Here is a 26629-nt window from a genome sequence, read left to right as displayed (position 1 = left end):
CAAAAAAGTGCGGTAAGATTTTCCATCGTTTTTCAATTCCGCTAGATTATGCGGCGACAAATCTGTACAATCGCCGTTCATTTTTTAATTGCGAATTTTTCGTTGTGAGTTTTTGATAAAAACACCTGCACAATGCTATCGCCACAATGTGTAATAACGAGGCTAAAATGTCAGAATTATTGTCAGTGCAATCAGATGCACCCGCTAAAAAAATTAATCTAATGGATTTAACGCGCCAACAAATGCGCGAATTTTTTAAAGAACTCGGCGAAAAACCATTTCGAGCAGATCAGTTAGTTAAATGGATTTATCATTTTGGCGAAGATAACTTCGACAATATGACAAACATTAATAAAAAATTACGTGAAAAACTTAAGGCGGTTGCAGAAATTAAAGCCCCAGAAGTTGCCGTTGAACAGCGTTCAGCCGATGGCACGATAAAATGGGCAATGCAAGTGGGCGAGCAGCAAGTTGAAACTGTGTATATTCCCGAAGCAGATCGCGCGACGCTTTGTGTATCTTCCCAAGTTGGCTGTGCCTTAGCTTGTACATTTTGTTCAACAGCACAACAAGGATTTAATCGCAATTTAACGGTTTCAGAAATTATCGGTCAAGTATGGCGAGCCTCTAAAATTATTGGTAACTTTGGCGTAACTGGCGTTAGACCCATTACAAATGTGGTAATGATGGGAATGGGCGAACCCTTATTAAATGTCGCAAACGTTGTTCCTGCAATGGAAATTATGTTAGATGACTTTGCTTACGGTTTATCAAAACGTCGTGTCACTTTATCAACTTCTGGGGTTGTGCCAGCACTAGATAATTTGAGCAAAATGATCGATGTGGCACTGGCAATTTCATTACATGCACCAAATGATGAATTACGTGATGAAATTGTGCCAATCAACAAAAAATATAATATCAAAACCTTGATTGACTCAGTAAATCGTTATTTAAATGTATCAAATGCAAACCACGGCAAAGTGACGATTGAGTATGTGATGCTCGATCATGTAAATGATGGCATTGAACACGCTCATCAACTTGCAGAAGTATTAAAAAATACACCTTGTAAAATTAATTTAATTCCGTGGAATCCGTTCCCAGAGGCACCTTATGCAAAAAGCTCGAATACGCGTATCGACCGCTTCCAAAAAACATTAATGGAATATGGCTTTACCGTGATTATCCGTAAAACCCGTGGCGATGATATTGATGCGGCTTGCGGACAGCTAGCTGGAGATGTGATCGATCGTACTAAACGTACGGCAATGAAACGCCAATTTGGACAAAATATTGGGGTAACAGAAGTTAATTAATATTCTAGGCATGTGAATTAATCAAGTTCACATGCCCTATGTTTTCATACAAATTAAAGCATATTAAATATTTCGACTGCCCCTGTTAAAAGGAGAAAAATGCAAACAATAAGTAAACAACTAAGTGCGGTTATTTTCCCTTTCATTTTTTCTGCCTGCGTTTCACAATCTGCGTCTAGCTTAGATCATCAAGCTGCCGCCAAAGCGCGAGTGGAACTCGCTTTGAGCTATCTTCAGCAAAATAATCCTCAACTGGCTAAAATCAATTTAGACAAAGCACTTCAACACGATAAAAATTACTATCTCGTACATTCAGCACTTGCACATTATTATCAACAACAAGGGCAAATAGAAAATGCCTTTCGTGAGTATGAAATAGCCGTAAAACTTAATCATAAACAAGGCGATGTACATAATAATTTTGGTACGTTTCTATGTAGTCAAAAGAAATTTGAGCAAGCCCAGCAACAATTTGAATTAGCCCTTAATTCGCCGAATTATTATCATCAAGCAGATACATTTGAAAATATCGCGCTTTGTGCTTATTCCGCGAAAAAAATGGATATTTATCAGCAAACATTAGAAAAATTACGTCAAATCGATGGAAAACGTGCGGAAAAATTCAATAGCCTAAAATAAAGCATTGCCAAATCAAGTATTGGACTTTAAAATTTAGCCCTTATTTACCGCCTAATTATTTGATTAAATTTATGAATCCAACTACTGAGCAAGTGCTTTCTCCTGGTGAGATTTTTCGTCAAACACGCGAAGCCTTAAATCTTTCTCTTGAAGATGTCGCTAAAGAAATCACGCTACGCCCTTCTATATTAGAGCAACTTGAAAATAATGAATTTATTCAAAAATCAACGCCTTCTATATTTGTCAAAGGTTATGTTCGCAGCTATGCAAAATTCTTACGTTTGCCAGATTCTGTGTGGGAAAATATTGTTTTTGCTGAAACCGAAAAAAATGATTTAGGGAAAAATGCACGTTCAACCCGTGCCGTTAATCAATATTCTTCTCACAATCGTTGGATCGGGCGTTTAACCGCAATAGTATTCGTGATTGTAATTGGTATGACTGGGCTTTGGTGGTGGCAAAGTTATCAACAAAATACTCAAGAACGCGATGATTTAGTGCAAAGCTATGTTGCCTCTACCGAAAACAATCAGCCTGCCACCGCTCTTGTGACAACAGAAGAAAGTAATAAATCTGCACCAGAAACAGCAGCACCAGTCTCACAACCAGTAGAAATAACAAATAATGTGTTACCAGAAATAGCACAAGAAAATAGCGTTTCACTACTCAAAAACGATGAAAAATCAGTTTCAGACATTCAAAGTGCGGTCGAAAATCCAAGTATTTCTCCAACGTTACCTATAGCAAAAGGCGATTTAATGATTGAAATTTTGACAAATAGCAGTTGGATTAGTGTAAAAGATAACGCCCGTCACGTATTAGCACAAAAAGAATATAAACAAGGCGAAATATTAACCTTTAATGGCAATGAATTTTCATTAATTGTAGGCGCACCAAGCAATGTGCGCATCACTTACAAAGGCGAGAATTATCCTCTTAAAGTGGATGGTCGCGTAGCAAAATTCAAACTTTCACAACCTTAGGAAAAATAATGTCAGCTTTTCAGCCAACTATTAAGCGTCGTGAATCGACAAAAATTTATGTGGGAAATGTACCAATTGGTGGGGATGCACCGATTGCCGTGCAATCAATGACAAATACTCGCACTACTGATGTGGAAGCGACAGTTGCTCAAATTAAATCATTAGAACGTGTTGGTGCAGATATTGTTCGTGTATCTGTTCCAACAATGGATGCTGCAGAAGCATTTAAACAAATTAAACAACAAGTGAATGTCCCGCTCGTAGCAGATATTCATTTCGACTATCGTATTGCGTTAAAAGTCGCAGAATATGGCGTGGATTGTTTACGTATTAATCCTGGCAATATTGGTCGTGAAGATCGCATCCGTGCCGTTGTTGATTGTGCTCGTGACAAAAATATTCCGATTCGTATTGGCGTAAACGCTGGCTCTTTGGAAAAAGATCTGCAAGAAAAATACGGCGAACCAACACCAGAAGCATTATTAGAGTCCGCATTACGTCATGTAGAAATTTTAGATCGCCTAAATTTCAACCAATTTAAAGTGAGCGTAAAAGCCTCCGATGTATTCTTAGCGGTCGAATCTTATCGTTTACTGGCTAAAGCAATTAAACAACCTTTACATTTAGGCATTACAGAAGCAGGTGGCGCACGCGCTGGTGCAGTAAAATCTGCGGTGGGTTTAGGAATGTTATTAGCTGAGGGCATTGGCGATACGCTGCGCGTTTCTTTGGCGGCAGATCCTATAGAGGAAATCAAAGTCGGTTTTGATATTTTGAAATCTTTAAGAATTCGCTCTCGTGGCATTAATTTTATTGCTTGCCCAACTTGTTCTCGCCAAGAATTTGATGTGATCGGCACAGTAAATGCACTAGAACAACGCCTTGAAGATATTATTACACCAATGGATGTATCGATTATCGGCTGTGTAGTGAATGGTCCTGGCGAGGCACTCGTCTCCGATCTCGGCGTAACGGGTGGTAACAAAAAAAGCGGTTATTATCTTGACGGCGAACGTCAAAAAGAGCGTTTTGATAACGAAGATATAGTGAACCAATTAGAAGCAAAAATTCGTGCGAAAATCGCACGACAAGATCCAAAAAACAGAATTATTTAAGGAAAGCTCGTGGCAAAAACAATTCAAGCAATTCGTGGTATGAACGATTGCGCCCCAACAGAATCTCCATTATGGCAATGGATTGAAGCACAAGTACGCAATGTATTAAATAGTTATGGCTATTCGGAAGTGCGTATGCCAATTGTAGAAAGCACGCCATTATTTGCGCGCGCAATCGGCGAAGTAACTGATGTTGTCTCAAAAGAAATGTACACATTTTGGGATAACAATGAACAATTAACCTTACGCCCTGAAGGCACAGCAGGTTGTGTGCGAGCAGCCATTGAACACGGTTGGATCTATAATAATGAACAACGCTTATGGTATATCGGGCCAATGTTCCGTCATGAACGTCCACAAAAAGGGCGTTACCGTCAATTCCATCAAGCAGGTGTTGAGGTATTCGGTATTGCAAATCCAGAAATCGATGCAGAATTAATCATGCTTACCTATCGTTTATGGAAAGCATTAGGTATCGATCAATATGTTACACTTCAACTTAACTCTATTGGTTCTTTAGAAGCACGAGCAAATTATCGTTCTGCGTTGGTTGGATTCTTAGAAAACCATCAAGATTTAATGAGCGATGAAGAAAAAGATCGCTTGGTAAAAAATCCATTGCGTATTTTGGATACCAAAAATCCAGAATTACAAAAAGTATTGGATAACGCGCCAAAATTACTTGATTATCTAGATGATGAAAGCCGTGAGCATTTTGAACAATTATGTTCATTATTAGATGCTGTTGATATTCAATATGAAATTAATCCTAAACTCGTGCGTGGTTTAGATTATTACAACAAAACTGTATTTGAGTGGGTAACCTCTGCTCTTGGTGCACAAGGTACCGTGTGTGGCGGCGGTCGTTATGACGGTTTAGTGGAACAACTTGGCGGACACGCAACGCCAAGCATCGGATTTGCGATGGGATTAGAGCGTTTAGTCTTGTTGGTACAAGAAGTTAATCCAAATGTTCCTGTTAAAAGTGCGGTGGATATTTATGTTGTTTATCAAGGCGAAGGCACAACATTAGCCGCTTTTGAATTAGCGGAAAAAGTACGCTCAGAATTACCGCACTTAAATACTATGTTGCACTGCTCTGGTGGCAATTTTAAAAAACAATTTAAACGTGCAGATAAATCTGGTGCAACATTAGCATTAGTTATCGGCGAAAGCGAAGTCCAAAATAAACAAGTCGTTGTTAAACACTTACAAGGTGGTGCAGATCAGCAAACCTTAGATTTAGTGAATATAATCGACTATATTCAAACTCAATTTTAATTTAAAAGGGGAAAAATATGGCTTATTCCATTGAAGAAGAACAAGAGATTAACCAGTTGAAAGAGTGGTGGAAAGAGAATGGCAAAACAATTATTGTCGCCTTTATCTTAGGTGTGGGCGGTATGTTTGGATGGCGTTATTGGCAAGCCCACCAAGCAGAACAAATCGCTCAAGCCTCCGCACAATATGATGCTTTAATTAATTCTGTGCAACAAGACGAACAGGCTAAAAAAGCAAATATAGAACAATTTGTGCAAGCTAACAGCAAAACGGCATACGCTGTCTTTGCTTTGTTAGATGAAGCGAAAAAAGCCACTGAAAAACAAGATTTTTCAGCAGCAGAAGCAAATTTAAACCAAGCATTAACCCAATCTCAAGATGAAGTATTAACATCTATTGTTGCATTACGTCTAAGTGCGGTGCAATTTCAATTGGGTCAATTAGATAATGCTTTAAGCACATTAAACCAAGTGAAAGGCGAAAGTTTTAATGCTCGCAAAGCGATTTTAACTGGCGATATCCAAATTGCAAAAGGAGATAAAGTTGCGGCGAAAAACAGCTTTGAGCAAGCACAACAAAGTGGTAGCCAATTAGAACAACAAATGGCAAAAATGAAATTAAACAACCTTTAAAAAATAATACCCGCATCAAAGTGCGGGTATTTTTTCAATCAAATTTCTGATTATTCAAATTCATCTAACCATTTTAATAAAATAGCCTCAAGAATTGATTCATTTGATTTATTCGGATCATCGTCAAAATCTTCAAGTTCACAAATCCATTTATGTAAATCAGTAAAACGAACGGTTTTTGGATCTAAATCTGGATTACGATCGTAAAGTTCTTCTGCAATTAATTGGGCGTCTGTCCATTTCATTAGTGAGCAGCCTCATTTGCGTGATTAAGGTTATATTTTGGAATTTCTACCACAAGATCTTCATTTCCCACGACACATTGACAAGATAAACGGCTATCCATTTCTAATCCCCAAGCCTTATCTAGCATATCTTCTTCTTGATCACTCGTTTCATTTAAAGAATCAAACCCTTCACGAACAATCACGTGGCAAGTTGTACAAGCACAAGAACCATCACAAGCATGATGAATTTCTACTCCCGCATTGTGAGCAACTTCTAATAAGTTATCTCCTGTTGCAGCATCAACGACCATACCTTCAGGACAAAAATCTTCATTAGGTAAAAAAATCACTTTTGGCATAATACTTTCCTCAAAATTATTTAATATCTGACCGCAGTTTTACGGTTTTTCAATATCTGACAAATTTTTGCCTGTCAAAGCTTTATTAATCGATGCATTCATTCGACGTGCTGCAAATTCTTGGGTAGCAGTATCCAAGGCTTTAATTCCTTGTGCAATTGCATCGCGATCTGAACCTTGTTTTACATCCATTAATTGTTTTAACACAGTTTCAATATGATGAAATTCATCTGTGCTAAGCAATTCAGCCCCATCTGCTTGTAACGCAACAATTACGCTTTCAATAACACGATCTGCTTCCACACGCTGCTCGGCTAATTCACGTGCTTGCAAATCTTCTTGCGCATTATCAAAAGAGGATTTAATCATTGCGGTTACTTCTTCATCAGTTAAGCCATAAGATGGTTTAATTTGTATTGAAGACTGTACTTTTGTCGATTTTTCCATCGCTGTAACGCTTAATAAACCATCTGCATCCACTTGATAAGTCACTCTAATATGGGCTGCACCCGCTGCCATTGGCGGAATACCTCGTAGAGTAAAGCGTCCTAAAGAACGACAATCATCCACTAGCTCTCGTTCGCCTTGTAGCACATGAACAGTCATTGCCGTTTGTCCATCTTTGAAAGTAGTAAACTCTTGCGCACGAGCTACAGGAATTGTTGTATTACGTGGAATAATTTTTTCCACTAATCCGCCCATCGTCTCAATGCCTAAAGAAAGTGGTACAACATCAAGCAATAACATATCAGAATCAGTTTTATTCCCGACTAAAATATCTGCTTGAATTGCAGCACCAAGTGCCACAACTTTATCAGGATCGATTGAGGTTAATGGTGTTTTACCAAAAAACTCGCCAACTTGTTCTCTTACATAAGGCACACGAGTTGAACCGCCAACCATTACCACCGCTTGCACTTCTTCGGATTCCACATTGGCATCTTTCAATGCCCGACGACAAGTTAGCAATGAACGTTTTACAAGCGGATAAATTAATTCATTGAATTGTTCCCGCGAAATTTCTACTGAAAAATCTTGCCAAGAAATAACCGCACTTTTTTCATTAGTCAAAGTAATTTTAGCTTGGTTAGCAAGGGTTATTAACTCACGCTGTTGATTTGCTGTTTGTGGTTTTAGCTTAGTTTGTTCTATTACCCAATCTGCAATTAAATGATCAAAATCATCTCCACCTAATGCAGTGTCTCCCCCCGTTGCTAAAACTTCAAAGATACCTTTTGATAAGCGTAAAATTGAAATATCAAATGTGCCACCGCCTAAATCATAAACCGCAATAATGCCTTCCTGCCCACTATCTAATCCATAAGCGAGTGCAGCTGCAGTAGGTTCATTCAATAAACGTAATACATTTAGCCCTACTAAACGCGCAGCATCTTTAGTGCTTTGACGTTGAGCATCATCAAAATAAGCAGGAACTGTAATCACAACACCAGAAAGTTCTCCGCCAAGGCGTTGTTCGGCAATATGATTTAAACGCGACAAAATATCTGAAGACACTTCAATTGGACTTTTCTGCCCTTGTGCTGTAACAATTAAAGGTAATCCATTTTCACTTGCTACAAATTCATAAGGCAAACTAGGATAACGAGATTGCACATCTGCAAGACTTCGACCAATTAAGCGTTTGACTGAAATCACTGTATTTTGGGGATCAAGTGATGCTTGTTCAAAAGCTTCCAAACCAACTTTCTTTTCTGCAACGCCATAATGAACAACTGATGGTACAAGACTACGATCTTGTTCATCATTAAGAATCACGGATTTTCCACTACGCACAGATGCTACTAAAGAATTAGTTGTTCCCAAATCAATTCCTACCGCCAAACGATGTTGGTGTGGAGCCGCTGTTTGTCCGGGTTCTGCAATTTGTAATAATGCCATATACTTTTTTCTACTAGTTATGCGGCGGAATACGCCAAATCAAATTTATTTTTTTCTGCAAAGCTTGCTTGGTAATGGGTTTCAATATTGACTTCCTGTTTTTGGCGTTCATCAATTGCTATTTTTCTGTCTTGGTTTAAATCAGGCATGAATACAAAAATTTGATTACCATCTAATTGTTTTACATCATCTTGCCAATTTTGCCAAAATAGTCCTTGATAAAAGGCCTCTAAATCGCCATTCAATGCCCAAGCTAAAAATTCTGTGTAAGTAAAATTTAAATTATGCCAAGTAAGATCTTTTGACGAATAGTAATAAATTTTGCCAATATTATCGCCTAACGAACCACCATTTAACGCAAAATAACCACCAATCACATCATCTGCAACTAATAAATATTTTGGTTTTTCGCCTGACTCACTAAAAGATTTACTGAAATTCCAATCCATCAAGCCACGCGGTAATTTAAAACTTCCAGAACCTAAAATACGTAACCAACCATAATGAATTAAAATTCCACCTGTTTCATAGATTACTGCGCCCATTGGCGAGGATGTTGGCATTTGCATAGTAAAAAGCTCACGCTCCGCACTAGATTGATCTTTTTTAATTACTTCACAATGATTGCGAGCGTTATCAATCCATTGGGAAATGGTTATCCAAGCAGAATGTTCTGGACTAGTGAGCTGTTCAAGAGTTTGCATAGTGTTATTTATTCACATCTCGTAGGGGCAAATTACATTTGCCCCTACATTTAATCTAATTCAAAAATTCGTTCTTCCACACGCTCAATTTCTCCAGAAAGTTTACGGGTAAAACGTAATTTATCACAGTATTGAGATGCTCTCGCCCATTGTTCAGATTTCAAACTCTCAAAAAGTGCGGTCAATAATAATTGAGTTTCTTGTTTAATTTCTTTCGCAAAAGCATTTAATGCTCTTTCATCTTGCTGGCTTTCAACTTCTTCTAATTGTTCTCGCCACTGTAACTGTTGCATTAAAAACGCCACATCTTGCGTGCTTTTTTGTTCAAGATCTAACTGCTCGCCAGTATTAAGAGCAATGATCGCTTCAGCTCGCAAAATTGGGTCTTTTAACGTTTTTAAGGCATCATTCACTTCGGTTGATTTTTGCATCGCAACACGTTGTTCTAAAGCACTACTTGAGACAAAATTATCTGGATGTAGAGCCTTTTGTAATTTTAAATAATGTGCATTTAGCACTTTTTCATCCAGCTGAAAATCAACGGGTAAATCAAAAATTTGAAAAGGATTTAACATCAGATTATTACCTTAAACGTGGAAACTTTCGCCACAACCACAAGATTCTTTTACATTTGGATTATTATATTTAAAGCCTTCATTTAGGCCTTCTTTTACATAATCCAGTTCAATGCCATTGAGATAAACGAGACTTTTTGGATCGACAATAATATTAACACCGTGCTGCTCAAAAACTTGATCTTCTGAATTTAAAACATCTACAAACTCAAGTACATAAGCTAAGCCAGAACAACCTGATGTTTTCACACCTAAACGTAATCCAATACCTTTACCACGATTATCCAAAAAGGCTTTCACTCGCTGAGCTGCTTTTTCTGTTAATGTAATACCCATCTATCCCCCAAACACCGCTAAAAGTGCGGTCAAAATTGACCGCACTTTTTCACATGATTAGCCTTGTTTTGCTTTATAATCAGCAATTGCTGCTTTAATTGCATCTTCTGCTAAAATAGAGCAATGCACTTTCACTGGCGGTAATTCTAATTCTTCAGCAATTTGGCTATTTTTAATAGCCCCTGCTTCTTCTAAAGATTTGCCTTTTACCCACTCAGTAATTAATGAACTAGATGCAATCGCAGAACCACAACCATAAGTTTTGAATTTTGCATCTTCAATAATGCCATTATCATCTACTTTGATTTGTAGTTGCATAACATCACCACAAGCTGGCGCACCGACCATTCCAGTACCAACATTGCTATCTTTTTTGTCCAATGATCCCACATTACGTGGATTTTCATAATGATCAATTACTTTTTCGCTATAAGCCATTTTAACTTTCCTTTTTTCAATTCTAGTGAATGCCATTGTCAGATAATGGCAACTAAATATTAGTGAGCAGACCACTCAATGGTATTTAAATCAATACCTTCTTTAAACATATCCCATAATGGCGATAATGCACGAAGTTTTTCTACCGCACCTTTCATTAAATTAATTGTGTAATCAATTTCTTCTTCAGTAGTATAACGACCTAATGTGAAACGAATTGAACTGTGTGCCAATTCATCATTTAAGCCAAGTGCGCGCAATACATAAGATGGCTCTAAGCTAGCAGATGTACAAGCAGAACCAGAAGATACAGCAATATCGCGCAACGCCATCATTAAGGATTCGCCCTCAACATAGTTAAAGCTAATATTTAAATTGCTATCTAAACGATGTTCCATTGAACCATTTACATAAGTTTCTTCAATATCTTTTAAGCCATTATATAAACGATCACGAAGAGCTTTTAAACGTGGCATTTCGGTTACCATTTCTTCTTTTGCAATGCGATAAGCCTCTCCCATTCCTACGATTTGATGAACAGGTAATGTACCTGAACGCATACCACGTTCATGACCACCACCATGAATAATCGCCTCTAAACGTACACGAGGTTTACGACGAACATACAATGCACCAATACCTTTTGGCCCGTAAAGTTTATGGCTAGACATCGACATTAAATCAACAGCTAATTCTTCCAAATTAATTTCAACTTTACCAACACTTTGCGTTGCATCCACATGGAAAATTGTTTTATTTGCACGACAAAGCTCACCAATAGCTTTAATATCTTGTAACACACCAATTTCATTATTAGCGTGCATAATTGAAGCTAGAATTGTATCTGGACGAAGCGCAGCTTTGAATTTTTCTAAATCAATTAAACCATCAGCTTCTGGAGACAAATAAGTGACTTCAAAACCTTCTCTTTCTAATTGACGGCAAGTATCTAACACTGCTTTATGTTCAGTTTTACAGGTAATAATGTGTTTACCTTTAGTTTGATAGAAATGTGCCGCACCTTTAATTGCGAGGTTGTCAGATTCTGTTGCGCCAGAAGTAAAGACAATTTCACGAGAATCTGCGCCAATGAGATCAGCGATTTGATTACGTGCAATATCAACAGCTTCTTCTGCTTGCCAACCAAATTTATGTGAGCGAGAGGCTGGATTGCCAAATGTGCCATCGATGGTTAGAAACGCCATCATTTTTTTCGCAACACGTTCATCGACTGGACAGGTCGCTGCGTAGTCTAAATAAATAGGTAATTTCATTTTCACTCCTAAATTATGCTAAATATAACCGCACTTTTTTTATTTGAAAAATATCCGGCTTATCCTTTTTATTGATTAACTAACAAATTATTAAAATCACGATGAGATTGACGCTTTACATTACGCTTATTTACCAGCTCAGCTAAGGTAATCTCGTTTAAAAAACTTTCAATACGTAAACTTAAATCTTCCCAAAGTTCGTGAGTTAAACATTCCACACCATTTTTACAATTTTCGCGCCCCAAACATTTCGTTACGTGAATATTTTCATTTACTGCTGCAATAATCATTCCTACAGAAATTTGTTCACTTGGTAGCCCTAACTGATAACCCCCTCCGGGTCCGCGAACACTTTTAACTAAACCGTCTTTACGTAATTTAGCAAAAAGTTGCTCTAAATAAGATAAGGAAATATGTTGGCGTTCAGAAATATCCGCAAGGCTTACAGGCCCGCCATCTGCATTTAAAGCAATATCCAAAACGGCTGTAACTGCATAACGACCTTTTGAAGTAAGTTTCATAAAGAATCCCTAAAAATTAATGGTGCAATACTTACATATCTGACTAATTGAGTCAATTATCCTCATTTGTTAAATCAATTCGTTTTTCAACCGCACTTAGCATGCCATTTAAAATATTTAATTCGTTTTTCTCTAATTTCGCACGATAGTATAAACGCTTTAATTTACGCATAACTCCTTGATTTTGAATAAATCCAAGAGATTGATATATACGTTCTGTGTGGTCAAAAAAATAAGCTAACTGATCTGCTGTTGGATAGTTTTTCTCTATTAAAGAAAGTGAATTTTTCTTATTATTTTGAACTAAGAAAGCCATACGCAATTCATAACTTACCAACTGCACAGCCATTGCTAAATTTAAAGAAGAATAATCAGGATTAGCTGGAATATTCAAATGATAATGGCATTTCAACAATTCTTCATTAGTTAATCCAATACGTTCACGTCCAAACACAATAGCTATCTTGCCTTTATCTGCGATCACTTTATCTGCACATTCTCTCGGTTCAATTAAGGTATTTTGCAAATGACGTAAACGCGCACTTGTTCCAATAACTAACGAACAATTTTTTACTGCATCATCAAAACTATTTACAATCATTGCATTTTTGACTACATCTTCTGCCCCTGCAGAAAGTGCATAAGATTGCTCGTCAATAGATTTTGGCGATACAAGACAAAGTTGATTCAATCCCATCGTTTTCATTGCTCTAGCCGCAGAACCAATATTACCGCTATGAGAAGTTTCAATTAAAACAATACGAATATTTTCCAACATAATGATGCCCGACTAAAATTTAGGGATATTCTACCACAATAACCGCTAAAAATAGTCAAGAATTTAAGCAAATTAAAGAAATTTAAAATATTAGAGATGAATAATAAAAATAAGAATGGTGGGTTGTGAGAGGCTCGAACTCTCGACCGACGAATTAAGAGTCCGCTGCTCTACCAACTGAGCTAACAACCCAACTGGACAACTAAATCAGAGAGTGGTGGGTCGTGAAGGATTCGAACCTTCGACCAACGGATTAAAAGTCCGCTGCTCTACCGACTGAGCTAACGACCCACTGTGTTGATGAGTTAATGATAACGCATTTATTTTAGAATCAAAAGAATAAATTCATTCTTTCAAGCTAATTGGTTAAATTACAAACGATGAAAACAAAACAGGATCCAATAAAAAATGGATCCTGTTTTTCAAGTATTAGAAATACCAAGAATTAGTACGCTAACACTGCACGACGGTTTTTAGAATATGCAGCTTCATCGTGACCTAATACTGCAGGTTTTTCTTCACCGTAAGATACTGTGCCTAATTTACCAGCATCAACACCTTTACCTGCTAAATAACCTTTAACTGCATCTGCACGACGTTGTCCTAATGCGATGTTGTATTCTGGTGTACCACGTTCATCAGTATTACCTTCTACTAATACTTTAGCAGCTGGCGTTGCATTTAAATATGCTGCGTGCGCATCTAAGATTTGAACGTATTCACCGGTGATGTCGTATTTATCAAAACCAAAATATACGGTGTTGTAACGTTGTTGAAGATCAGCAACAGAGTATCCGCCAAAAGTTTGAGCAGCACCATTGCCTGCAGCATCGTTGTTAGAGGAACTACAAGCCGCTAATGCAGCTACAGAACCTGCAACTAATAATGATTTAACAAATTTGTTCATTAGATTTCTCCTAAATGAGTTTTTTATTTAGTTAAGTATGGAGACCAAGCTGGAAATTTTACTTGGCCATCACTTCCTGGAAGGCTCGCCTTAAAGCGACCATCTGCAGAAACCAATTGTAGCACCTTTCCTAAGCCCTGTGTAGAACTATAAATAATCATAATTCCATTTGGAGAAAGGCTTGGGCTTTCGCCTAGAAAAGATGTACTAAGTACCTCTGAAACGCCCGTTGTGAGATCTTGTTTAACTACATTATTGTTACCATTAATCATCACAAGTGTTTTTCCATCTGCACTAATTTGTGCGCTACCGCGACCACCCACTGCGGTTACGCTACCACCGTTTGCATCCATTCGATAAACCTGTGGCGAGCCACTTCTATCGGATGTAAATAAAATTGAATTTCCGTCTGGTGACCACGCTGGTTCAGTATTATTACCTGCACCACTCGTTAATTGCATAGGTGTACCACCATTTGCGCCCATAACGTAAATATTCAGAACGCCATCACGAGAAGAAGCAAAAGCTAAACGAGAACCATCTGGCGAAAAGGCTGGCGCGCCATTATGCCCTTGAAAAGATGCCACTACTTTACGCGTACCAGAATTCAAATCCTGTACAACAAGTTGTGATTTTTTATTTTCAAACGATACATAAGCCAAACGCTGGCCGTCTGGAGACCAAGCTGGAGACATAATTGGTTGAGCACTACGATTGACGATAAATTGATTATAGCCATCATAATCTGCTACACGAACTTCATAAGGTTGCGAACCGCCATTTTTTTGCACAACATAAGCGATACGAGTTCTAAAGGCACCACGGATCGCAGTTAATTTTTCAAAGACTTCATCACTCACAGTATGCGCACCATAGCGTAACCATTTATTTGTCACTGTATAGCTATTTTGCATTAATACAGCCCCTGGCGTACCTGATGCACCAACCGTATCAATTAATTGATAAGTAATACTATAACCATTACCCGATGGAACCACTTGTCCAATTACAATTGCATCAATTCCAATATTCGACCAAGCTTCAGGATTTACTTCAGCTGCTGAAGTTGGGTGTTGAGGCATTTGAGACACTGCAATAGGATTAAACTTACCACTGTTACGTAAATCATCTGCAACAATTTTACTAATATCTTCTGGTGCAGAACCAACAAATGGTACGACAGCGATAGGGCGCGCACCATCAACCCCTTCATCAATGACAATGCGTACTTCATCACCAGCGAATACATTATGAGTAATAGCAAGTATAATCGCGAATACGCTCACTAAATGTTTTAATAATTTCATTTTGTTACCTTTAAAATTTAACAATAAATTTTTATAAAGAATTATCGAATATCAAAGTCAATAATTGGCGATTTATATTTTTCATAAATTTCATCTGATGGCGCAGCTGGAACTTTTTTCGTTCTAGCCACCGCACTTAATGCAGCTGAACAAATATCATCAGGACCTGAAATTTTTTGATAGCCCAAGATCGTGCCATCTCGACCTAATTGAATTTTAATACGACAAACCTTTCCTGCAAAACTTGGATCTTTTAAGAAACGACGTTGAATCTCTTTCTTAATTACGCCTGCGTATTGATCCCCAACCTTACCACCATCGCCAGAGCCAAGTGCAGCACCGCTACCTTGAGTTCCACCTTTATTAGTGTTTCCCCCTTTAGATGCACTGCCGCCACCAACATCCCCGCCGTTAAAGAAATCATCTAGGCTTGCTTGATCTGCTTTACGTTTTGCTTCCGCAGCAGCTTTTGCTTTTGCCTCAGCTGCTGCTTTCGCTTTTGCCTCCGCTTCAGCCTTTGCTTTTGCCTCAGCAGCGGCTTTCGCTTTAGCTTCTGCATCTGCTTTTGCTTTAGCCTCAGCTGCCGCTTTCGCTTTTGCCTCAGCTTCAGCCTTTGCTTTAGCTTCAGCAGCGGCTTTTGCCTTGGCTTCGGCTTCTAGTTTCGCCTTAGCTTCCGCCTCTTGTTTTGCTTTTTGAGCAGCAATTTCTGCTGCTTTCGCTTTAGCCTCTTCTTCAGCTTGTTTTGCCGCAGCAGCTAAACGTTTAGCCTCTGCATCTGCTTTTAATTTTGCAGCTTCAGCAGCTTGTTTAGCCTTAGCCTCTTCAGCTTGCTTCTGTTTTTCCAACGCTTCTTGACGAGCTTGCTCTTGTTGTTTTTTTATTTCTTGCTGACGTTGCTGTTCTTGCTGACGTTGCTGTTCTTGCTGACGTTTTAACTCTTCTTGTCGTTGAACTTCTTGTTGATGCTTAATCTCTTCTTGATTAGGCTCAGGTGGTTTTTCTTCCACAACAGGTTCTGGGCTTTTTTGTTTATCCGCTTGCCCTTTTTTTTGTTGTTGAATACGCCCCCATTCCTGAGCAGCCGTACCCGTATCAACAATCACTGCTCCTATTGCATCTCCTTCACCTTCTCCACCACCCATAATTTCAACGGTGTGATAAAGTGAACTTAAAATCAATAAGCCAAACAAGATGAAGTGCAAAAGGATAGAAATAGCAAAAGCATTGATTCCTTTCTTTTGTCGATTATTTTGCACGTGTTACCTACTTAGCTAAATGGGATTTGTCATTAAACCTACAGATTTAATGCCTGCAAGATGAAGTAAATTCAATGCCTTAATCACTTCTTCATAAGGTACTTCTTTAGCTCCGCCTACTAAAAATAGTGTATTATTATCCTTATCAAATTCCTGTCTAGATAATTGAGTAACCATTTCTTCTGCTAAACCTTCTTGACGTTCTCCACCAATAGAAATCGCATATTTCCCAATACCTGCAACTTCAAGAATTACAGGCACTTTATCTTCATTAGAAACCTCTTGGCTTTGCACAGAATCAGGCAATTCAACTTGAACGCTTTGACTAATAATAGGGGCGGTTGCCATAAAAATTAACACTAAAACTAAAAGCACATCTAAAAAAGGCACAATATTAATTTCAGATTTAATTGCTTTACGCTGACGACGAGCCATATATTCCTCTAAAATTTTAACTTATTTTTACCGCACTTTTTCTTTAAAGTGCGGTCAATTTTCCCTATTTTTAGTGAGGGGCTTTACCAAAGGCTTGACGGTGTAAAATCGTCGTAAATTCATCAATAAAGTTAACGTAATCTTGCTCAATTGCGTTCACTCGTAAGCTTAAACGGTTATAAGCCATTACTGCAGGAATTGCGGCAAACAAACCAATTGCAGTGGCAATCAAGGCCTCGGCGATACCTGGTGCTACCATCTGTAATGTTGCTTGTTTTGCACCACTTAATGCCATAAAAGCGTGCATAATTCCCCAAACAGTACCAAATAAACCAATATAAGGGCTAACAGATGCCACTGTGGCTAAGAATGGAACTCGATTTTCCAAGCTTTCAATCTCACGGTTCATCGCAAGATTCATCGCGCGCGTTGTGCCTTTAATAATCGCTTCAGGAGCGTCTGGATTTACTTGTTTTAAACGTGAAAATTCTTTAAATCCCACGCAAAAAATTTGTTCGCTTCCCGTTAATCCATCGCGACGATTAGATAGCCCTTCATAAAGTTTATTTAAATCTTCTCCTGACCAAAAACGATCTTCAAAGGTATGTGCTTCTTTTAAGGCATTCGTTAAAATACGGCTACGTTGAATGATAATTGCCCAAGATATGATTGAGAAAGAAATCAAAATCACAATTACCAGTTGCACAACAATACTTGCTTTTAGAAAAAGATCTAAAAAATTCAATTCTGCAGTCATTGCATACTCCGAAAAGTTATTTTAAGTGATTAAATGCAGCTTTAACTTCTTTGGGAAGCGCCACAGGTTTCATCTTGCCTAGATCAACACAGGCTACTTTAACAGTAGCCTTTGATAACATCAGGGTGTTGCGCATCAGTCTCTGTTCAAAAAGGATCGTAGCTCCCTTTACCTCTGAAACTTCTGTTTCCACCATAAGTAAATCATCCAATTTTGCTGCCACGCAATAATCAATGGCGAGCGATTTGACAACAAATGCGAGTTGTTGTTCCTCTAGTAAGGTTTGTTGCGTAAAATTTAATATACGCAAATATTCTGTTCTTGCTCGTTCAAAAAAATGCAAATAGCGAGCGTGATACACTACGCCACCTGCATCAGTGTCTTCATAATACACACGAACAGGAAAAGAAAAGCAATTTCCCAGCATATTCTTACCCGATTGATTGCAATAAACCGTGTATTCTAGAACCAGTTTTTGGGATAAGCAAGCTATCTATGAAAAAACTCAATAAGATTTTATTCATTTTAAAACATCCAAAATTTTTACCGCACTTTTAGCCTGACTAGCAAAAGATAAGGTAATGGCAAATCATTTTTAACCTTTTAAATTGAGCAAAAACCATTCAAAGCATAACCGTTCTTTAAAAATAGCCTCTATGTAATCTTAAACCAGCAGTATTTTTATTCTTGATATTTAGCGTTTCTATGCGACAATCTTCGCGGTTATTTACTTTAAAAATATGTTTTACTAAATGGATTACGAAAATCAAATTGCCAATATTTTCTCACTAAATGGCGAATTAAGCCAAAATATCAAAGGTTTTCGTCCTCGAACTGAACAACTTGAAATGGCATATGCTGTTAGTAAAGCAATCCAAAATAAATCTTCCCTTGTCATTGAAGCTGGAACAGGCACAGGAAAAACCTTTGCATATCTCGCGCCTGCTTTAGTTTTTGGTAAAAAAACCATTATTTCTACAGGATCTAAAAATCTTCAAGATCAACTTTTTAATCGAGATCTGCCTGCTATTAAAAAAGCCCTTAATTTCACGGGAAAAATTGCGTTGCTAAAAGGTCGAGCAAACTATCTTTGTTTAGAGCGTTTAGATCAAGTTATTGCTCAAGGTGTGCTTGGCGATAAGTCTGTTTTAGCTGAATTAAGTAAAGTACGTAAATGGAATAACAGTACTAAAACAGGCGATTTCACAGAATGTATTGAGCTTGCAGAAGATAGTCCTATTATTCCACAACTGACGAGTACGGCGGAAAGCTGTTTAGGAACAGATTGTCCTAATTATTCAGAATGTTATGTAGCAAGTGCGCGTAAAAAAGCATTAAATGCTGATTTGGTTGTGGTTAATCATCACTTATTTTTTGCTGATATGGCTGTGAAAGAAAGTGGTTTTGGCGAACTTATTCCAAATGCAGAAGTAATTATTTTTGACGAAGCTCACCAGTTACCCGATATTGCCAGTCAATATTTTGGTCAATCTTTAACATCACGCCAGCTTTTTGATTTATGCAAAGATATTAATATTGTCTATCGCACAGAACTCAAAGATATGCAACAGCTTAGCACAACATCTGATACCTTACTGAAGGTTGTACAAGATTTTCGTTTATTATTGGGTAATGGAAGCAATGTTCGTGGAAATTGGCGTGAGCTTTACAGGCAAAGTGCGGTGAAAAAAGCCTTTGAATTATTACAAGAGAAAATAGATTTTTTATCTGAAGTGATTAAATTATCGCTTGGTCGTTCCCAAACTTTAGATAGTATTTTTGAGCGTGTTGAATCCATTAAAATTCAGCTTAAGCGTTTATCTGAAACAAATATTGTGGGTTATTGTTATTGGTATGAAGGAAATGGTCGCCAGTTTGGTTTACATATTACGCCATTGACAGTGGCCGATAAATTTGGTGCTCAGCTTGAAGCGAAAGAAGCCGCTTGGATATTCACATCTGCGACATTAGAAGTGGGGGGAACTTTTAATCATTTCTGCCAACGTTTAGGTATTGAAAACGCGACACAAAAAATTTTATATAGTCCCTTTAATTATCTTGAACAATCTTTGCTTTGTGTACCTCGATATTTGCCAAATACCAATCAAGTGAATACATTAAGCTCACTAGGCGAAATGTTATTACCCGTGATTGAAGCAAATAAGGGGCGTTGCTTTGTTCTTTGCACTTCTTATTCAATGATGCGTGGTTTAGCAGAATACTTCCGTGAAAAAAGTAACCTTTCGATTTTATTACAAGGCGAAACCTCAAAAGGCAAATTACTCGAGCAATTTATAAAAGAATCCCATAGCGTTTTGGTGGCAACCTCTAGCTTTTGGGAAGGTGTAGATGTGCGTGGCGATGCACTTTCTTTAGTCATCATTGATAAGCTTCCCTTTACTGCGCCAGATGAACCTTTGTTGAAAGCCCGTATTGAGGATTGTCGTTTGCAAGGTGGCGATCCATTCAATGACATTCAAATTCCTGAAGCCGTGATTACCTTGAAACAAGGCGTTGGACGTTTAATTCGTGATGTTACAGATCGTGGCGTTGTGATTATTTGTGATAATCGATTAGTAATGCGTAATTATGGCAAAACTTTTTTGAAAAGTTTACCTAACTCAAGTCGTACCCGTGATCTCAACAAAGTGATACAATTCTTACAAAATAAATAAACGAGAATAAATAATGCAAAATTTAACTTTATTGGCGTTGGACACTTCTACTGAAGCCTGTTCAGTCGCCTTATTTCATCGTGGCGAAAAAACACATATTAATGAACTTGCACAACGCACTCATACTAAACGAATTTTGCCTATGATTGATGAAATTTTGGCAAATTCGGGGTTAGGTTTAAATCAAGTTGATGCGCTTGCCTTTGGGCGTGGGCCAGGTAGTTTTACTGGCGTTCGTGTTGGTGCTGGGATTGCACAAGGTTTAGCGTTTGGGGCGGATTTACCTGTGATTCCAGTTTCAAATTTAACCGCAATGGCTCAAGCTGCATTTGAATTACATCAAGCAGAAAATGTTGTTGCCGCGATTGATGCAAGAATGAATGAAGTTTATTTTTCTCAATTAGTGAGAGAAAAAGTGCGGTCAGATTTCGCAGAGTTTTTTCAATGGCGAGAAATCATTAGCGAACAAGTTTGTTCCCCAGAAAAAGCGATTAGTCAGCTTCAAAATGATAACGCATTTAGAGTTGGGACAGGTTGGGCTGCTTATTCTCAATTTACTGAAAAAAATCTAACTGGCTCAGATATAGAATTACCTAATGCCTTATATATGTTAGAACTTGCACGAGTAGAATTTTTGCAAAAACACACAATTTCAGCTTTAGAGATTGAACCGATTTATTTGCGAAACGAGGTTACTTGGAAAAAATTACCAGGACGTGAATAAGTTTAAATAACTGGAGGATAGAAAATGAAAGGAAAAATAACCTTATTTTTTACCGCACTTTGTTTCGGATTAACGGGCTGTATTGCACCACCAAAAGGGTTAGAAAAAGAGCGATTCTCAATTAATTCCTATCGCGAGATTTTTCCTCAAGATTTAACCTGTCATTGTAAAACAGTTCGACTTGGAGGAAAAATTGTCAATACTACCGTTTTAGCAAATCAAACAAAAATTGAAGTGTTAAGTTTACCCGTATCATCAATTTCAGGTAAACCATTTGTTGAATTGCAATCCGATGGCCGCTTTATCGTGTATTTCAACGGTTTTGTTGAGCCTGAAAATTTAAAAGAACGCTATATTACGGTGGGCGGGCAATTAACAGGAACGGAGAAAGGCAAGATCGAACAAGCTGATTATACTTATCCTGTTGTTCAAGCTGATAAATATCGAATTTGGACACTCAGCACCACTTATAATTATCCAACAGATGATTGGGATGAAGATGATGATTGGGGATTTTTTAGATGGCGACATCGCCCTTGGTATGTTCAGCCTGAAATTCACTATTATTTGAATTAAATGATAAAATCTTGAAGATTTTCCAACAAATTAGGATAAAAAATGGAAAAAATTTGGTTTCAAAATTATCCAGAAGGTTCTGAAAAATTTCTGGATACCTCAAAATATGAATCTATTTTGGATATGTTCGACAAAGCTGTGCGTGAACATCCAGATCGCCCTGCTTACATTAATATGGGGCAAGTACTTACTTTCCGTAAATTAGAAGAGCGTAGTCGTGCATTTGCCGCGTATTTGCAAAATGAATTTAAACTTCAACGTGGCGATCGAGTGGCATTGATGATGCCAAATTTATTGCAATATCCCATCGCACTTTTTGGCATTTTGCGTGCTGGCTTAATTGCAGTAAATGTCAATCCACTTTATACACCGAGAGAATTAGAACATCAGTTGCAAGATAGTGGTGCGGTAGCGATTGTCGTGGTATCAAATTTTGCTTCTACCTTAGAAAAAGTTGTTTTCAATACTAATGTCAAACACGTTATTCTTACCCGAATGGGCGATCAACTTTCATTTGGTAAACGTACTTTGGTTAATTTTGTTGTGAAATATGTGAAAAAACTGGTGCCGAAATATAAATTACCGCACGCAGTAACATTCCGTGAAGTATTGAGTATTGGTAAATATCGCCAATATGTTCGTCCAGAAATATCGCGTGAGGATTTAGCCTTTTTACAATACACAGGCGGCACAACAGGCGTGGCGAAAGGTGCAATGCTGACACACGGAAATATTATAACCAATGTCTTCCAAGCAAAATGGATTGCAGAGCCATTTATTGGCGATCATTCTCGCACTCGTTCAGCTATTTTAGCCTTGCCTCTTTATCACGTATTTGCCTTAACGGTAAACTGCTTATTATTTTTAGAGTTAGGTGTCACGGCGATCTTAATCACTAATCCGAGAGATATTGAAGGATTTGTGAAAGAGTTGAAAAAATACCGTTTTGAAGCAATCACTGGTGTAAATACCTTATTTAATGCGTTGTTAAATAATGAAAATTTCAAAGAAGTTGATTTTTCAGCTTTAAAACTTTCTGTAGGTGGCGGTATGGCTATTCAACAGTCTGTAGCAACACGTTGGCACGAATTGACGGGCTGTAACATCATTGAAGGTTATGGAATGACGGAGTGTTCGCCATTGATCTCTGCTTGTCCGATTAATGTTGTGAAACATAATGGCACTATTGGTGTGCCAGTGCCAAATACAGATATAAAAATCATTAAAGATGATGGCTCTGATGCAAAAATTGGCGAAGCTGGCGAATTATGGGTGAAAGGCGATCAAGTAATGCGAGGTTATTGGCAACGACCTGAAGCAACCAGTGAAGTGTTAAAAGACGGTTGGATGGCAACTGGCGATATTGTCATTATGGATGAATCATATAGCTTACGCATTGTGGATCGTAAAAAAGATATGATTTTGGTTTCTGGCTTTAATGTCTATCCAAATGAAATTGAAGATGTCGTTATGCTGAATTACAAAGTGGCTGAGGCTGTGGCAATTGGTGTTCCTCACGCAGTTTCTGGCGAAACGATAAAAATCTTTGTGGTGAAAAAGGACGATAGTTTAACCCGAGATGAACTTCGCAACCATTGTCGTCAATATCTCACAGGCTATAAAGTGCCAAAAGAAATTGAGTTCCGAGACGAACTACCAAAAACTAATGTTGGCAAGATTTTACGTCGGGTTTTACGCGATGAAGAGATCGCAAAACGTTCAAAACATTAATGTCAAAATGGGATAGCAATATCCCATTTTTGTTCTTTTCAAATAAAAAGTCACTATGATAAAAGAATGTCAAAATCTACCGCACTTTAGAGTCATTTCGGATAATGCTGCGCTATTAGAAGTTTGTAATTTGGCTCAGATGAAAAGTGCGGTCGCCTTAGATACAGAATTTATGCGTGTTTCCACTTATTTTCCTAAGCTGGGATTAATCCAACTTTATGATGGCGAGCGCGTCTCTTTAATTGATCCTTTAGCGATTACGGATTTTGCTCCTTTTGTCGCATTGTTAGCCAATCCTAAAGTATTAAAAATCTTACATTCTTGTAGTGAAGATTTATTAGTTTTCTTACAAGAATTTGATCAGCTTCCACGCCCAATGATTGATACGCAAATTATGGCACGCTTTATTGGGCTGGGCGCATCAGCAGGCTTGGCAAAATTAGCACAACAATATTTAAATATAGAAATCGATAAAGGTGCAACTCGTACCAATTGGATCAAACGCCCCCTTTCTGATATTCAACTTCAATATGCCGCGGGCGATGTTTGGTATTTATTACCGCTTTATCATATTCTTGAAAAAGAGTTAGCGAAAACACCTTGGGAAAAAGCCGTAAGTGATGATTGCGAACTGGCTCTTGCTAAAACGCATAAATTACAAGAACGAGATTCAGAAAAAGCTTATTTAGATATTCCAAATGCTTGGAAATTAAATCCATTTGAATTGTCTCGTTTAAGAATTTTGGCACAGTGGCGACAAAACGTGGCAATAGAGCGTGATTTAGCACTTTCTTATATTGTGAAATCAGATAATCTTTGGAAAGTGGCAAAAAATAATCCGCGTAATATATCGGAAATGTTGGAAATGGGATTAACTGAAAATGAAGTGCGTGTACGTGGTAAGAAGATTTTGCAATTACTTGCTCAAGCAAGACGTATTTCTTCTAATGACTATCCAAAACCTATTGAACGTATTTCTGAAGATCCTCGTTATAAAAAAACAATTCGATTGTTGCAAGAAAAAGTGAATAGCTTAACACCAGCAGGTTTAACCCCTGAAATTGTTGCGAGTAAACGTACTTTGGATGAATTAATTAAATGGGTTTGGAAATATGATTGTTCTCAAGATAAACTACCAGAATTGCTGATTGGCTGGAGAAAACCTATTGGTGAGAAGTTAGTTGATGTACTTAAGTAAATATAAAAAAGCGTTGGGCAAATAGCTCAACGCTTTTAGTTTTTACTCGTAGAGTTTTTTCACTTGTTCAGGTGTCATCACTCGTTGGTATTTACTAAATTCTTTTGCCATATAGTAAGCACCAAAATTTGTTAAGTGATCTTGATCCCCATACAAGTATTTTCCTTCTGCCATAACACTATCTTTTGGTAAATACTGTTGAGCATCTACCCAATAAACATTAGGAATATCTTTGATTAAATCGTGAATGATTTTGTTACTCGCATCAATATCGCCCATACGATGAATTGGCGTTAAATATTTTTCAAGTCCATAATTTTCTAATAAATAACCACGCAGCGGAGAACGACTTACCGAGCTATTATTAGCAAAAACATATACGGGCTTTTGTATCGCTAGTTGTTTCACTGTTTCTTTAAAACGCGCTTTAAAATCTGGTTCAATGAAAGTTTCGGGTCTAAAGCGAGGTACTGGCTGTCCGCCCATTTTCAAATCATAAAATGCTGAAATAAATATTGCTTTATATTGAGAATCTTTCTGCCATACAGATTGGCAATTAGGATCTAATTGATATTGATCATTCACAATAAAGCTACACTCAAATTTATCTTTGAAAATATCTGCTTTCCATCCTTCTTTATTCCCCACATAATTTAAAAAAGCTTCTAAATGTGAAGAATGAGAATCGCCTAGAATAATAACCTTAGCAGGATAATGATTTTCATTAGAAATAGGTGATTCTTGTTCAATATGCTTTTGTTCAACTCTCATTATTTGTCTTTTATAAAGATTAAATCCTAAGAGTAAAAGAGAAGGAATAAAATAAATATAAAGAAAACTTTGTTTAAAGTTTAGTTTTGATTTTCTAATTGGCTGTTCGATTAAATAATAACTTAGAACTGAAAAAATTATTGTTAATACTGTTACTATAGCAATCGATTGATTATTAATTTGTTTTTCGCCCGTTATATAATAAGCAAACGCAATAAAAATCCAATGATATAAATAAAGAGAATAAGAAATTTTTCCAATAAACACTATTGCTTTATTAGATATAACATAATTTAATGATGTTATTTTGTGATGTGGTATGAATAATTAATGCTGTAAAAATACAAGGGAGAATTAAAGTAACGCCCGGAATAAATGCAATATTATTATGCATTAAAAATAAACAGGAAAATAATAGTAATGTACTTAATATTGCAATAACATTGCTTGCTTGCTTGCTTGCTTGCTTGCTTGCTTGCTGAAAGATTATGATAAATTGCTAACAAAGATCCTACAAGTAATTCTGGAAATCTTAGGTTAGAGAGATAATAAATATTAGGCTGATGCAATACTTCTTTGTAAAAATTAGCTGGAATAAAAGAGGTAGCAAGTAAAATAAAAAACAAAATTAGCGTTATAATAAATAATGCTTTAATTTCTCTAAATTTTTTATAAGCTAAAATTAGGATAAGTGGAAAAATAAGATAGTATTGTTCTTCTACAGCTAATGACCAAATATGTAACACAGGATTTTCATTTGCGCTTAAATCAAAATAACCTTGTGTTAAACCTAAATAGAAATTAGATAAGAAAGCTGTAGCTAATTCAATGGTTTTTCTTAATTGATTAAAATCATTATAAATGAAAATAACAGACGCAATGAAAGACACTAATGCCATCACTGTAATAAAAGCAGGATAAATTCGTTTAATACGTCGAGTATAAAATTGTTTAAACGAAAAAGAATTCTGTTGAATTTCTGTGATAATAATACCAGTAATCAGAAAACCAGAAATAACAAAGAAAATATCCACCCCAAGAAAACCACCAGATAACCAGTTTTCATTAAGATGATAAATAATGACTGAAATAACAGCAATTGCACGTAGTCCATCAATTTCTGGACGATATTTAATAGATGACATAATATTCCTTTTGTAAAATATAAACCGCACCTTGATTTATGCGTCAAAAGTGCGGTTATTTTTTTAT

General features: G+C 37.2%; 29 protein-coding genes and 2 tRNA genes. 11 read left to right on the top strand and 20 right to left on the bottom strand.

The window, feature by feature from the left end:
* Positions 1 to 167 precede the first annotated feature (167 nt).
* The 6 genes from ACPT9C_RS03720 (at position 168) to ACPT9C_RS03695 (ending at position 5969) form a co-directional block, all read left to right on the top strand.
* Positions 168 to 1319 (top strand): bifunctional tRNA (adenosine(37)-C2)-methyltransferase TrmG/ribosomal RNA large subunit methyltransferase RlmN, encoded by a 1152-nt coding sequence (locus ACPT9C_RS03720; RefSeq protein WP_042599461.1) that lies wholly within the window; start codon positions 168 to 170, stop codon positions 1317 to 1319.
* A gap of 99 nt (positions 1320 to 1418) precedes the next feature.
* Positions 1419 to 1958 carry a type IV pilus biogenesis/stability protein PilW gene (gene pilW / locus ACPT9C_RS03715; protein WP_005649140.1) on the top strand — a complete coding sequence of 180 codons (540 nt, stop codon included), beginning with the start codon at positions 1419 to 1421 and terminating at the stop codon, positions 1956 to 1958.
* Between the two features lie 71 nt (positions 1959 to 2029).
* Entirely contained in the window at positions 2030 to 2941 is a 912-nt protein-coding gene (locus ACPT9C_RS03710) for a RodZ domain-containing protein (protein ID WP_042599460.1), read from the top strand.
* An 8-nt stretch (positions 2942 to 2949) separates the two neighbouring features.
* A complete protein-coding gene (ispG, locus tag ACPT9C_RS03705) occupies positions 2950 to 4056 on the top strand; it encodes a flavodoxin-dependent (E)-4-hydroxy-3-methylbut-2-enyl-diphosphate synthase (RefSeq protein ID WP_021035647.1) in 1107 nt (368 codons plus the stop codon).
* Positions 4057 to 4065: 9 nt separating this feature from the next.
* A complete protein-coding gene (hisS, locus tag ACPT9C_RS03700) occupies positions 4066 to 5337 on the top strand; it encodes a histidine--tRNA ligase (protein WP_021035648.1) in 1272 nt (423 codons plus the stop codon).
* Positions 5338 to 5354: 17 nt separating this feature from the next.
* Positions 5355 to 5969 (top strand): YfgM family protein, encoded by a 615-nt coding sequence (locus ACPT9C_RS03695; protein WP_005691752.1) that lies wholly within the window; start codon positions 5355 to 5357, stop codon positions 5967 to 5969.
* A 50-nt stretch (positions 5970 to 6019) separates the two neighbouring features.
* On the opposite strand, the gene iscX is transcribed toward ACPT9C_RS03695, so the two are convergent.
* From iscX to ybgC, 18 genes are all read right to left on the bottom strand, one after another.
* Positions 6020 to 6214 carry a Fe-S cluster assembly protein IscX gene (gene iscX / locus ACPT9C_RS03690; protein WP_005659903.1) on the bottom strand — a complete coding sequence of 65 codons (195 nt, stop codon included), beginning with the start codon at positions 6212 to 6214 and terminating at the stop codon, positions 6020 to 6022.
* Positions 6214 to 6555 (bottom strand): ISC system 2Fe-2S type ferredoxin, encoded by a 342-nt coding sequence (gene fdx, locus ACPT9C_RS03685; protein WP_005656373.1) that lies wholly within the window; start codon positions 6553 to 6555, stop codon positions 6214 to 6216. Before fdx ends, iscX begins: the two co-directional genes overlap by 1 nt.
* A gap of 39 nt (positions 6556 to 6594) precedes the next feature.
* Positions 6595 to 8454 (bottom strand): Fe-S protein assembly chaperone HscA, encoded by a 1860-nt coding sequence (gene hscA / locus ACPT9C_RS03680; protein ID WP_021035649.1) that lies wholly within the window; start codon positions 8452 to 8454, stop codon positions 6595 to 6597.
* A 17-nt stretch (positions 8455 to 8471) separates the two neighbouring features.
* Positions 8472 to 9158 (bottom strand): DUF2625 domain-containing protein, encoded by a 687-nt coding sequence (locus ACPT9C_RS03675; protein ID WP_118879862.1) that lies wholly within the window; start codon positions 9156 to 9158, stop codon positions 8472 to 8474.
* A 50-nt stretch (positions 9159 to 9208) separates the two neighbouring features.
* A complete protein-coding gene (gene hscB / locus ACPT9C_RS03670; protein ID WP_050949017.1) occupies positions 9209 to 9733 on the bottom strand; it encodes a Fe-S protein assembly co-chaperone HscB in 525 nt (174 codons plus the stop codon).
* Between the two features lie 12 nt (positions 9734 to 9745).
* On the bottom strand, positions 9746 to 10069 hold the full coding sequence (iscA, locus tag ACPT9C_RS03665; RefSeq protein WP_005649164.1) for an iron-sulfur cluster assembly protein IscA: 324 nt from the start codon (positions 10067 to 10069) through the stop codon (positions 9746 to 9748).
* Between the two features lie 57 nt (positions 10070 to 10126).
* A complete protein-coding gene (gene iscU / locus ACPT9C_RS03660) occupies positions 10127 to 10507 on the bottom strand; it encodes a Fe-S cluster assembly scaffold IscU (protein ID WP_005654861.1) in 381 nt (126 codons plus the stop codon).
* Positions 10508 to 10566: 59 nt separating this feature from the next.
* Positions 10567 to 11781 carry an IscS subfamily cysteine desulfurase gene (locus tag ACPT9C_RS03655; protein ID WP_050847277.1) on the bottom strand — a complete coding sequence of 405 codons (1215 nt, stop codon included), beginning with the start codon at positions 11779 to 11781 and terminating at the stop codon, positions 10567 to 10569.
* Positions 11782 to 11849: 68 nt separating this feature from the next.
* On the bottom strand, positions 11850 to 12302 hold the full coding sequence (iscR, locus tag ACPT9C_RS03650; protein ID WP_005659892.1) for a Fe-S cluster assembly transcriptional regulator IscR: 453 nt from the start codon (positions 12300 to 12302) through the stop codon (positions 11850 to 11852).
* 52 nt (positions 12303 to 12354) lie between these two features.
* Positions 12355 to 13080, bottom strand: a complete 726-nt coding sequence (gene trmJ / locus ACPT9C_RS03645; RefSeq protein WP_118879863.1) for a tRNA (cytosine(32)/uridine(32)-2'-O)-methyltransferase TrmJ — start codon at positions 13078 to 13080, stop codon at positions 12355 to 12357.
* A 116-nt stretch (positions 13081 to 13196) separates the two neighbouring features.
* Positions 13197 to 13272: transfer RNA gene (locus ACPT9C_RS03640), tRNA-Lys, on the bottom strand.
* A gap of 23 nt (positions 13273 to 13295) precedes the next feature.
* Positions 13296 to 13371 (bottom strand) — tRNA-Lys (locus ACPT9C_RS03635).
* Between the two features lie 154 nt (positions 13372 to 13525).
* On the bottom strand, positions 13526 to 13987 hold the full coding sequence (gene pal / locus ACPT9C_RS03630; RefSeq protein ID WP_005652235.1) for a peptidoglycan-associated lipoprotein Pal: 462 nt from the start codon (positions 13985 to 13987) through the stop codon (positions 13526 to 13528).
* Between the two features lie 23 nt (positions 13988 to 14010).
* Positions 14011 to 15294, bottom strand: a complete 1284-nt coding sequence (gene tolB, locus ACPT9C_RS03625) for a Tol-Pal system beta propeller repeat protein TolB (protein ID WP_050949015.1) — start codon at positions 15292 to 15294, stop codon at positions 14011 to 14013.
* A gap of 41 nt (positions 15295 to 15335) precedes the next feature.
* Entirely contained in the window at positions 15336 to 16550 is a 1215-nt protein-coding gene (gene tolA, locus ACPT9C_RS03620; protein WP_050949014.1) for a cell envelope integrity protein TolA, read from the bottom strand.
* A 15-nt stretch (positions 16551 to 16565) separates the two neighbouring features.
* Positions 16566 to 16985, bottom strand: coding sequence for a colicin uptake protein TolR (gene tolR, locus ACPT9C_RS03615; protein ID WP_005652225.1), 420 nt, complete (start codon positions 16983 to 16985; stop codon positions 16566 to 16568).
* 70 nt (positions 16986 to 17055) lie between these two features.
* Positions 17056 to 17742 carry a protein TolQ gene (gene tolQ, locus ACPT9C_RS03610; RefSeq protein ID WP_050949013.1) on the bottom strand — a complete coding sequence of 229 codons (687 nt, stop codon included), beginning with the start codon at positions 17740 to 17742 and terminating at the stop codon, positions 17056 to 17058.
* Between the two features lie 16 nt (positions 17743 to 17758).
* The gene (ybgC, locus tag ACPT9C_RS03605; RefSeq protein WP_005656389.1) at positions 17759 to 18169 is read right to left on the bottom strand and encodes a tol-pal system-associated acyl-CoA thioesterase; all 411 of its coding nucleotides are present in this window, start codon (positions 18167 to 18169) and stop codon (positions 17759 to 17761) included.
* Between the two features lie 325 nt (positions 18170 to 18494).
* Between ybgC and ACPT9C_RS03600 the strand changes: the two genes are divergently transcribed.
* The 5 genes from ACPT9C_RS03600 to rnd are packed head-to-tail and all read left to right on the top strand — an operon-like array spanning position 18495 to position 24646.
* Entirely contained in the window at positions 18495 to 20417 is a 1923-nt protein-coding gene (locus ACPT9C_RS03600; RefSeq protein ID WP_040034399.1) for an ATP-dependent DNA helicase, read from the top strand.
* A 13-nt stretch (positions 20418 to 20430) separates the two neighbouring features.
* Positions 20431 to 21141, top strand: coding sequence for a tRNA (adenosine(37)-N6)-threonylcarbamoyltransferase complex dimerization subunit type 1 TsaB (tsaB, locus tag ACPT9C_RS03595; protein ID WP_040034401.1), 711 nt, complete (start codon positions 20431 to 20433; stop codon positions 21139 to 21141).
* A 24-nt stretch (positions 21142 to 21165) separates the two neighbouring features.
* The gene (locus ACPT9C_RS03590) at positions 21166 to 21717 is read left to right on the top strand and encodes a Slp family lipoprotein (RefSeq protein ID WP_110431580.1); all 552 of its coding nucleotides are present in this window, start codon (positions 21166 to 21168) and stop codon (positions 21715 to 21717) included.
* A 42-nt stretch (positions 21718 to 21759) separates the two neighbouring features.
* On the top strand, positions 21760 to 23448 hold the full coding sequence (gene fadD / locus ACPT9C_RS03585) for a long-chain-fatty-acid--CoA ligase FadD (protein WP_118879864.1): 1689 nt from the start codon (positions 21760 to 21762) through the stop codon (positions 23446 to 23448).
* A 55-nt stretch (positions 23449 to 23503) separates the two neighbouring features.
* A complete protein-coding gene (gene rnd, locus ACPT9C_RS03580; protein WP_110431582.1) occupies positions 23504 to 24646 on the top strand; it encodes a ribonuclease D in 1143 nt (380 codons plus the stop codon).
* Between the two features lie 42 nt (positions 24647 to 24688).
* Here the strand turns inward: rnd and ACPT9C_RS03575 are convergent, their stop codons facing one another.
* Both ACPT9C_RS03575 and ACPT9C_RS03570 read right to left on the bottom strand, forming a co-directional pair.
* Complete coding sequence (locus ACPT9C_RS03575; protein WP_425627477.1) at positions 24689 to 25417, bottom strand: SGNH hydrolase domain-containing protein; 729 nt, start codon at positions 25415 to 25417, stop codon at positions 24689 to 24691.
* A 386-nt stretch (positions 25418 to 25803) separates the two neighbouring features.
* Positions 25804 to 26562, bottom strand: a complete 759-nt coding sequence (locus ACPT9C_RS03570; protein WP_425627476.1) for an acyltransferase family protein — start codon at positions 26560 to 26562, stop codon at positions 25804 to 25806.
* Positions 26563 to 26629 lie beyond the last annotated feature (67 nt).

Source organism: Haemophilus sp. HN_Hi16 (genome assembly GCF_049823435.1).
In the GTDB taxonomy this organism is placed as follows: Bacteria; Pseudomonadota; Gammaproteobacteria; order Enterobacterales; family Pasteurellaceae; genus Haemophilus; species Haemophilus influenzae_D.
Note: the sequence above shows the minus strand (reverse complement) of the source record. Positions and strands in the feature narration are given on the sequence as shown.

Bases quoted from the DNA above. Each gene is read 5' to 3' on its own strand.
- pilW (WP_005649140.1), top strand. From the start codon at position 1,419: ATGCAAACAATAAGTAAACAACTAAGTGCGGTTATTTTCCCTTTCATT.
- iscX (WP_005659903.1), bottom strand. From the start codon at position 6,214: ATGAAATGGACAGACGCCCAATTAATTGCAGAAGAACTTTACGATCGT.
- hscB (WP_050949017.1), bottom strand. From the start codon at position 9,733: ATGTTAAATCCTTTTCAAATTTTTGATTTACCCGTTGATTTTCAGCTG.
- fadD (WP_118879864.1), top strand. From the start codon at position 21,760: ATGGAAAAAATTTGGTTTCAAAATTATCCAGAAGGTTCTGAAAAATTT.
- hscA (WP_021035649.1), bottom strand. From the start codon at position 8,454: ATGGCATTATTACAAATTGCAGAACCCGGACAAACAGCGGCTCCACAC.
- ybgC (WP_005656389.1), bottom strand. From the start codon at position 18,169: ATGCTGGGAAATTGCTTTTCTTTTCCTGTTCGTGTGTATTATGAAGAC.
- ACPT9C_RS03695 (WP_005691752.1), top strand. From the start codon at position 5,355: ATGGCTTATTCCATTGAAGAAGAACAAGAGATTAACCAGTTGAAAGAG.
- tsaB (WP_040034401.1), top strand. From the start codon at position 20,431: ATGCAAAATTTAACTTTATTGGCGTTGGACACTTCTACTGAAGCCTGT.
- pal (WP_005652235.1), bottom strand. From the start codon at position 13,987: ATGAACAAATTTGTTAAATCATTATTAGTTGCAGGTTCTGTAGCTGCA.
- ACPT9C_RS03600 (WP_040034399.1), top strand. From the start codon at position 18,495: ATGGATTACGAAAATCAAATTGCCAATATTTTCTCACTAAATGGCGAA.
- fdx (WP_005656373.1), bottom strand. From the start codon at position 6,555: ATGCCAAAAGTGATTTTTTTACCTAATGAAGATTTTTGTCCTGAAGGT.
- ACPT9C_RS03710 (WP_042599460.1), top strand. From the start codon at position 2,030: ATGAATCCAACTACTGAGCAAGTGCTTTCTCCTGGTGAGATTTTTCGT.
- ACPT9C_RS03590 (WP_110431580.1), top strand. From the start codon at position 21,166: ATGAAAGGAAAAATAACCTTATTTTTTACCGCACTTTGTTTCGGATTA.
- iscU (WP_005654861.1), bottom strand. From the start codon at position 10,507: ATGGCTTATAGCGAAAAAGTAATTGATCATTATGAAAATCCACGTAAT.
- tolQ (WP_050949013.1), bottom strand. From the start codon at position 17,742: ATGACTGCAGAATTGAATTTTTTAGATCTTTTTCTAAAAGCAAGTATT.
- ACPT9C_RS03575 (WP_425627477.1), bottom strand. From the start codon at position 25,417: ATGAGAGTTGAACAAAAGCATATTGAACAAGAATCACCTATTTCTAAT.
- ACPT9C_RS03720 (WP_042599461.1), top strand. From the start codon at position 168: ATGTCAGAATTATTGTCAGTGCAATCAGATGCACCCGCTAAAAAAATT.
- ACPT9C_RS03570 (WP_425627476.1), bottom strand. From the start codon at position 26,562: ATGTCATCTATTAAATATCGTCCAGAAATTGATGGACTACGTGCAATT.
- tolB (WP_050949015.1), bottom strand. From the start codon at position 15,294: ATGAAATTATTAAAACATTTAGTGAGCGTATTCGCGATTATACTTGCT.
- trmJ (WP_118879863.1), bottom strand. From the start codon at position 13,080: ATGTTGGAAAATATTCGTATTGTTTTAATTGAAACTTCTCATAGCGGT.
- ACPT9C_RS03675 (WP_118879862.1), bottom strand. From the start codon at position 9,158: ATGCAAACTCTTGAACAGCTCACTAGTCCAGAACATTCTGCTTGGATA.
- iscA (WP_005649164.1), bottom strand. From the start codon at position 10,069: ATGGGTATTACATTAACAGAAAAAGCAGCTCAGCGAGTGAAAGCCTTT.
- ispG (WP_021035647.1), top strand. From the start codon at position 2,950: ATGTCAGCTTTTCAGCCAACTATTAAGCGTCGTGAATCGACAAAAATT.
- rnd (WP_110431582.1), top strand. From the start codon at position 23,504: ATGATAAAAGAATGTCAAAATCTACCGCACTTTAGAGTCATTTCGGAT.
- iscR (WP_005659892.1), bottom strand. From the start codon at position 12,302: ATGAAACTTACTTCAAAAGGTCGTTATGCAGTTACAGCCGTTTTGGAT.
- tolR (WP_005652225.1), bottom strand. From the start codon at position 16,985: ATGGCTCGTCGTCAGCGTAAAGCAATTAAATCTGAAATTAATATTGTG.
- ACPT9C_RS03655 (WP_050847277.1), bottom strand. From the start codon at position 11,781: ATGAAATTACCTATTTATTTAGACTACGCAGCGACCTGTCCAGTCGAT.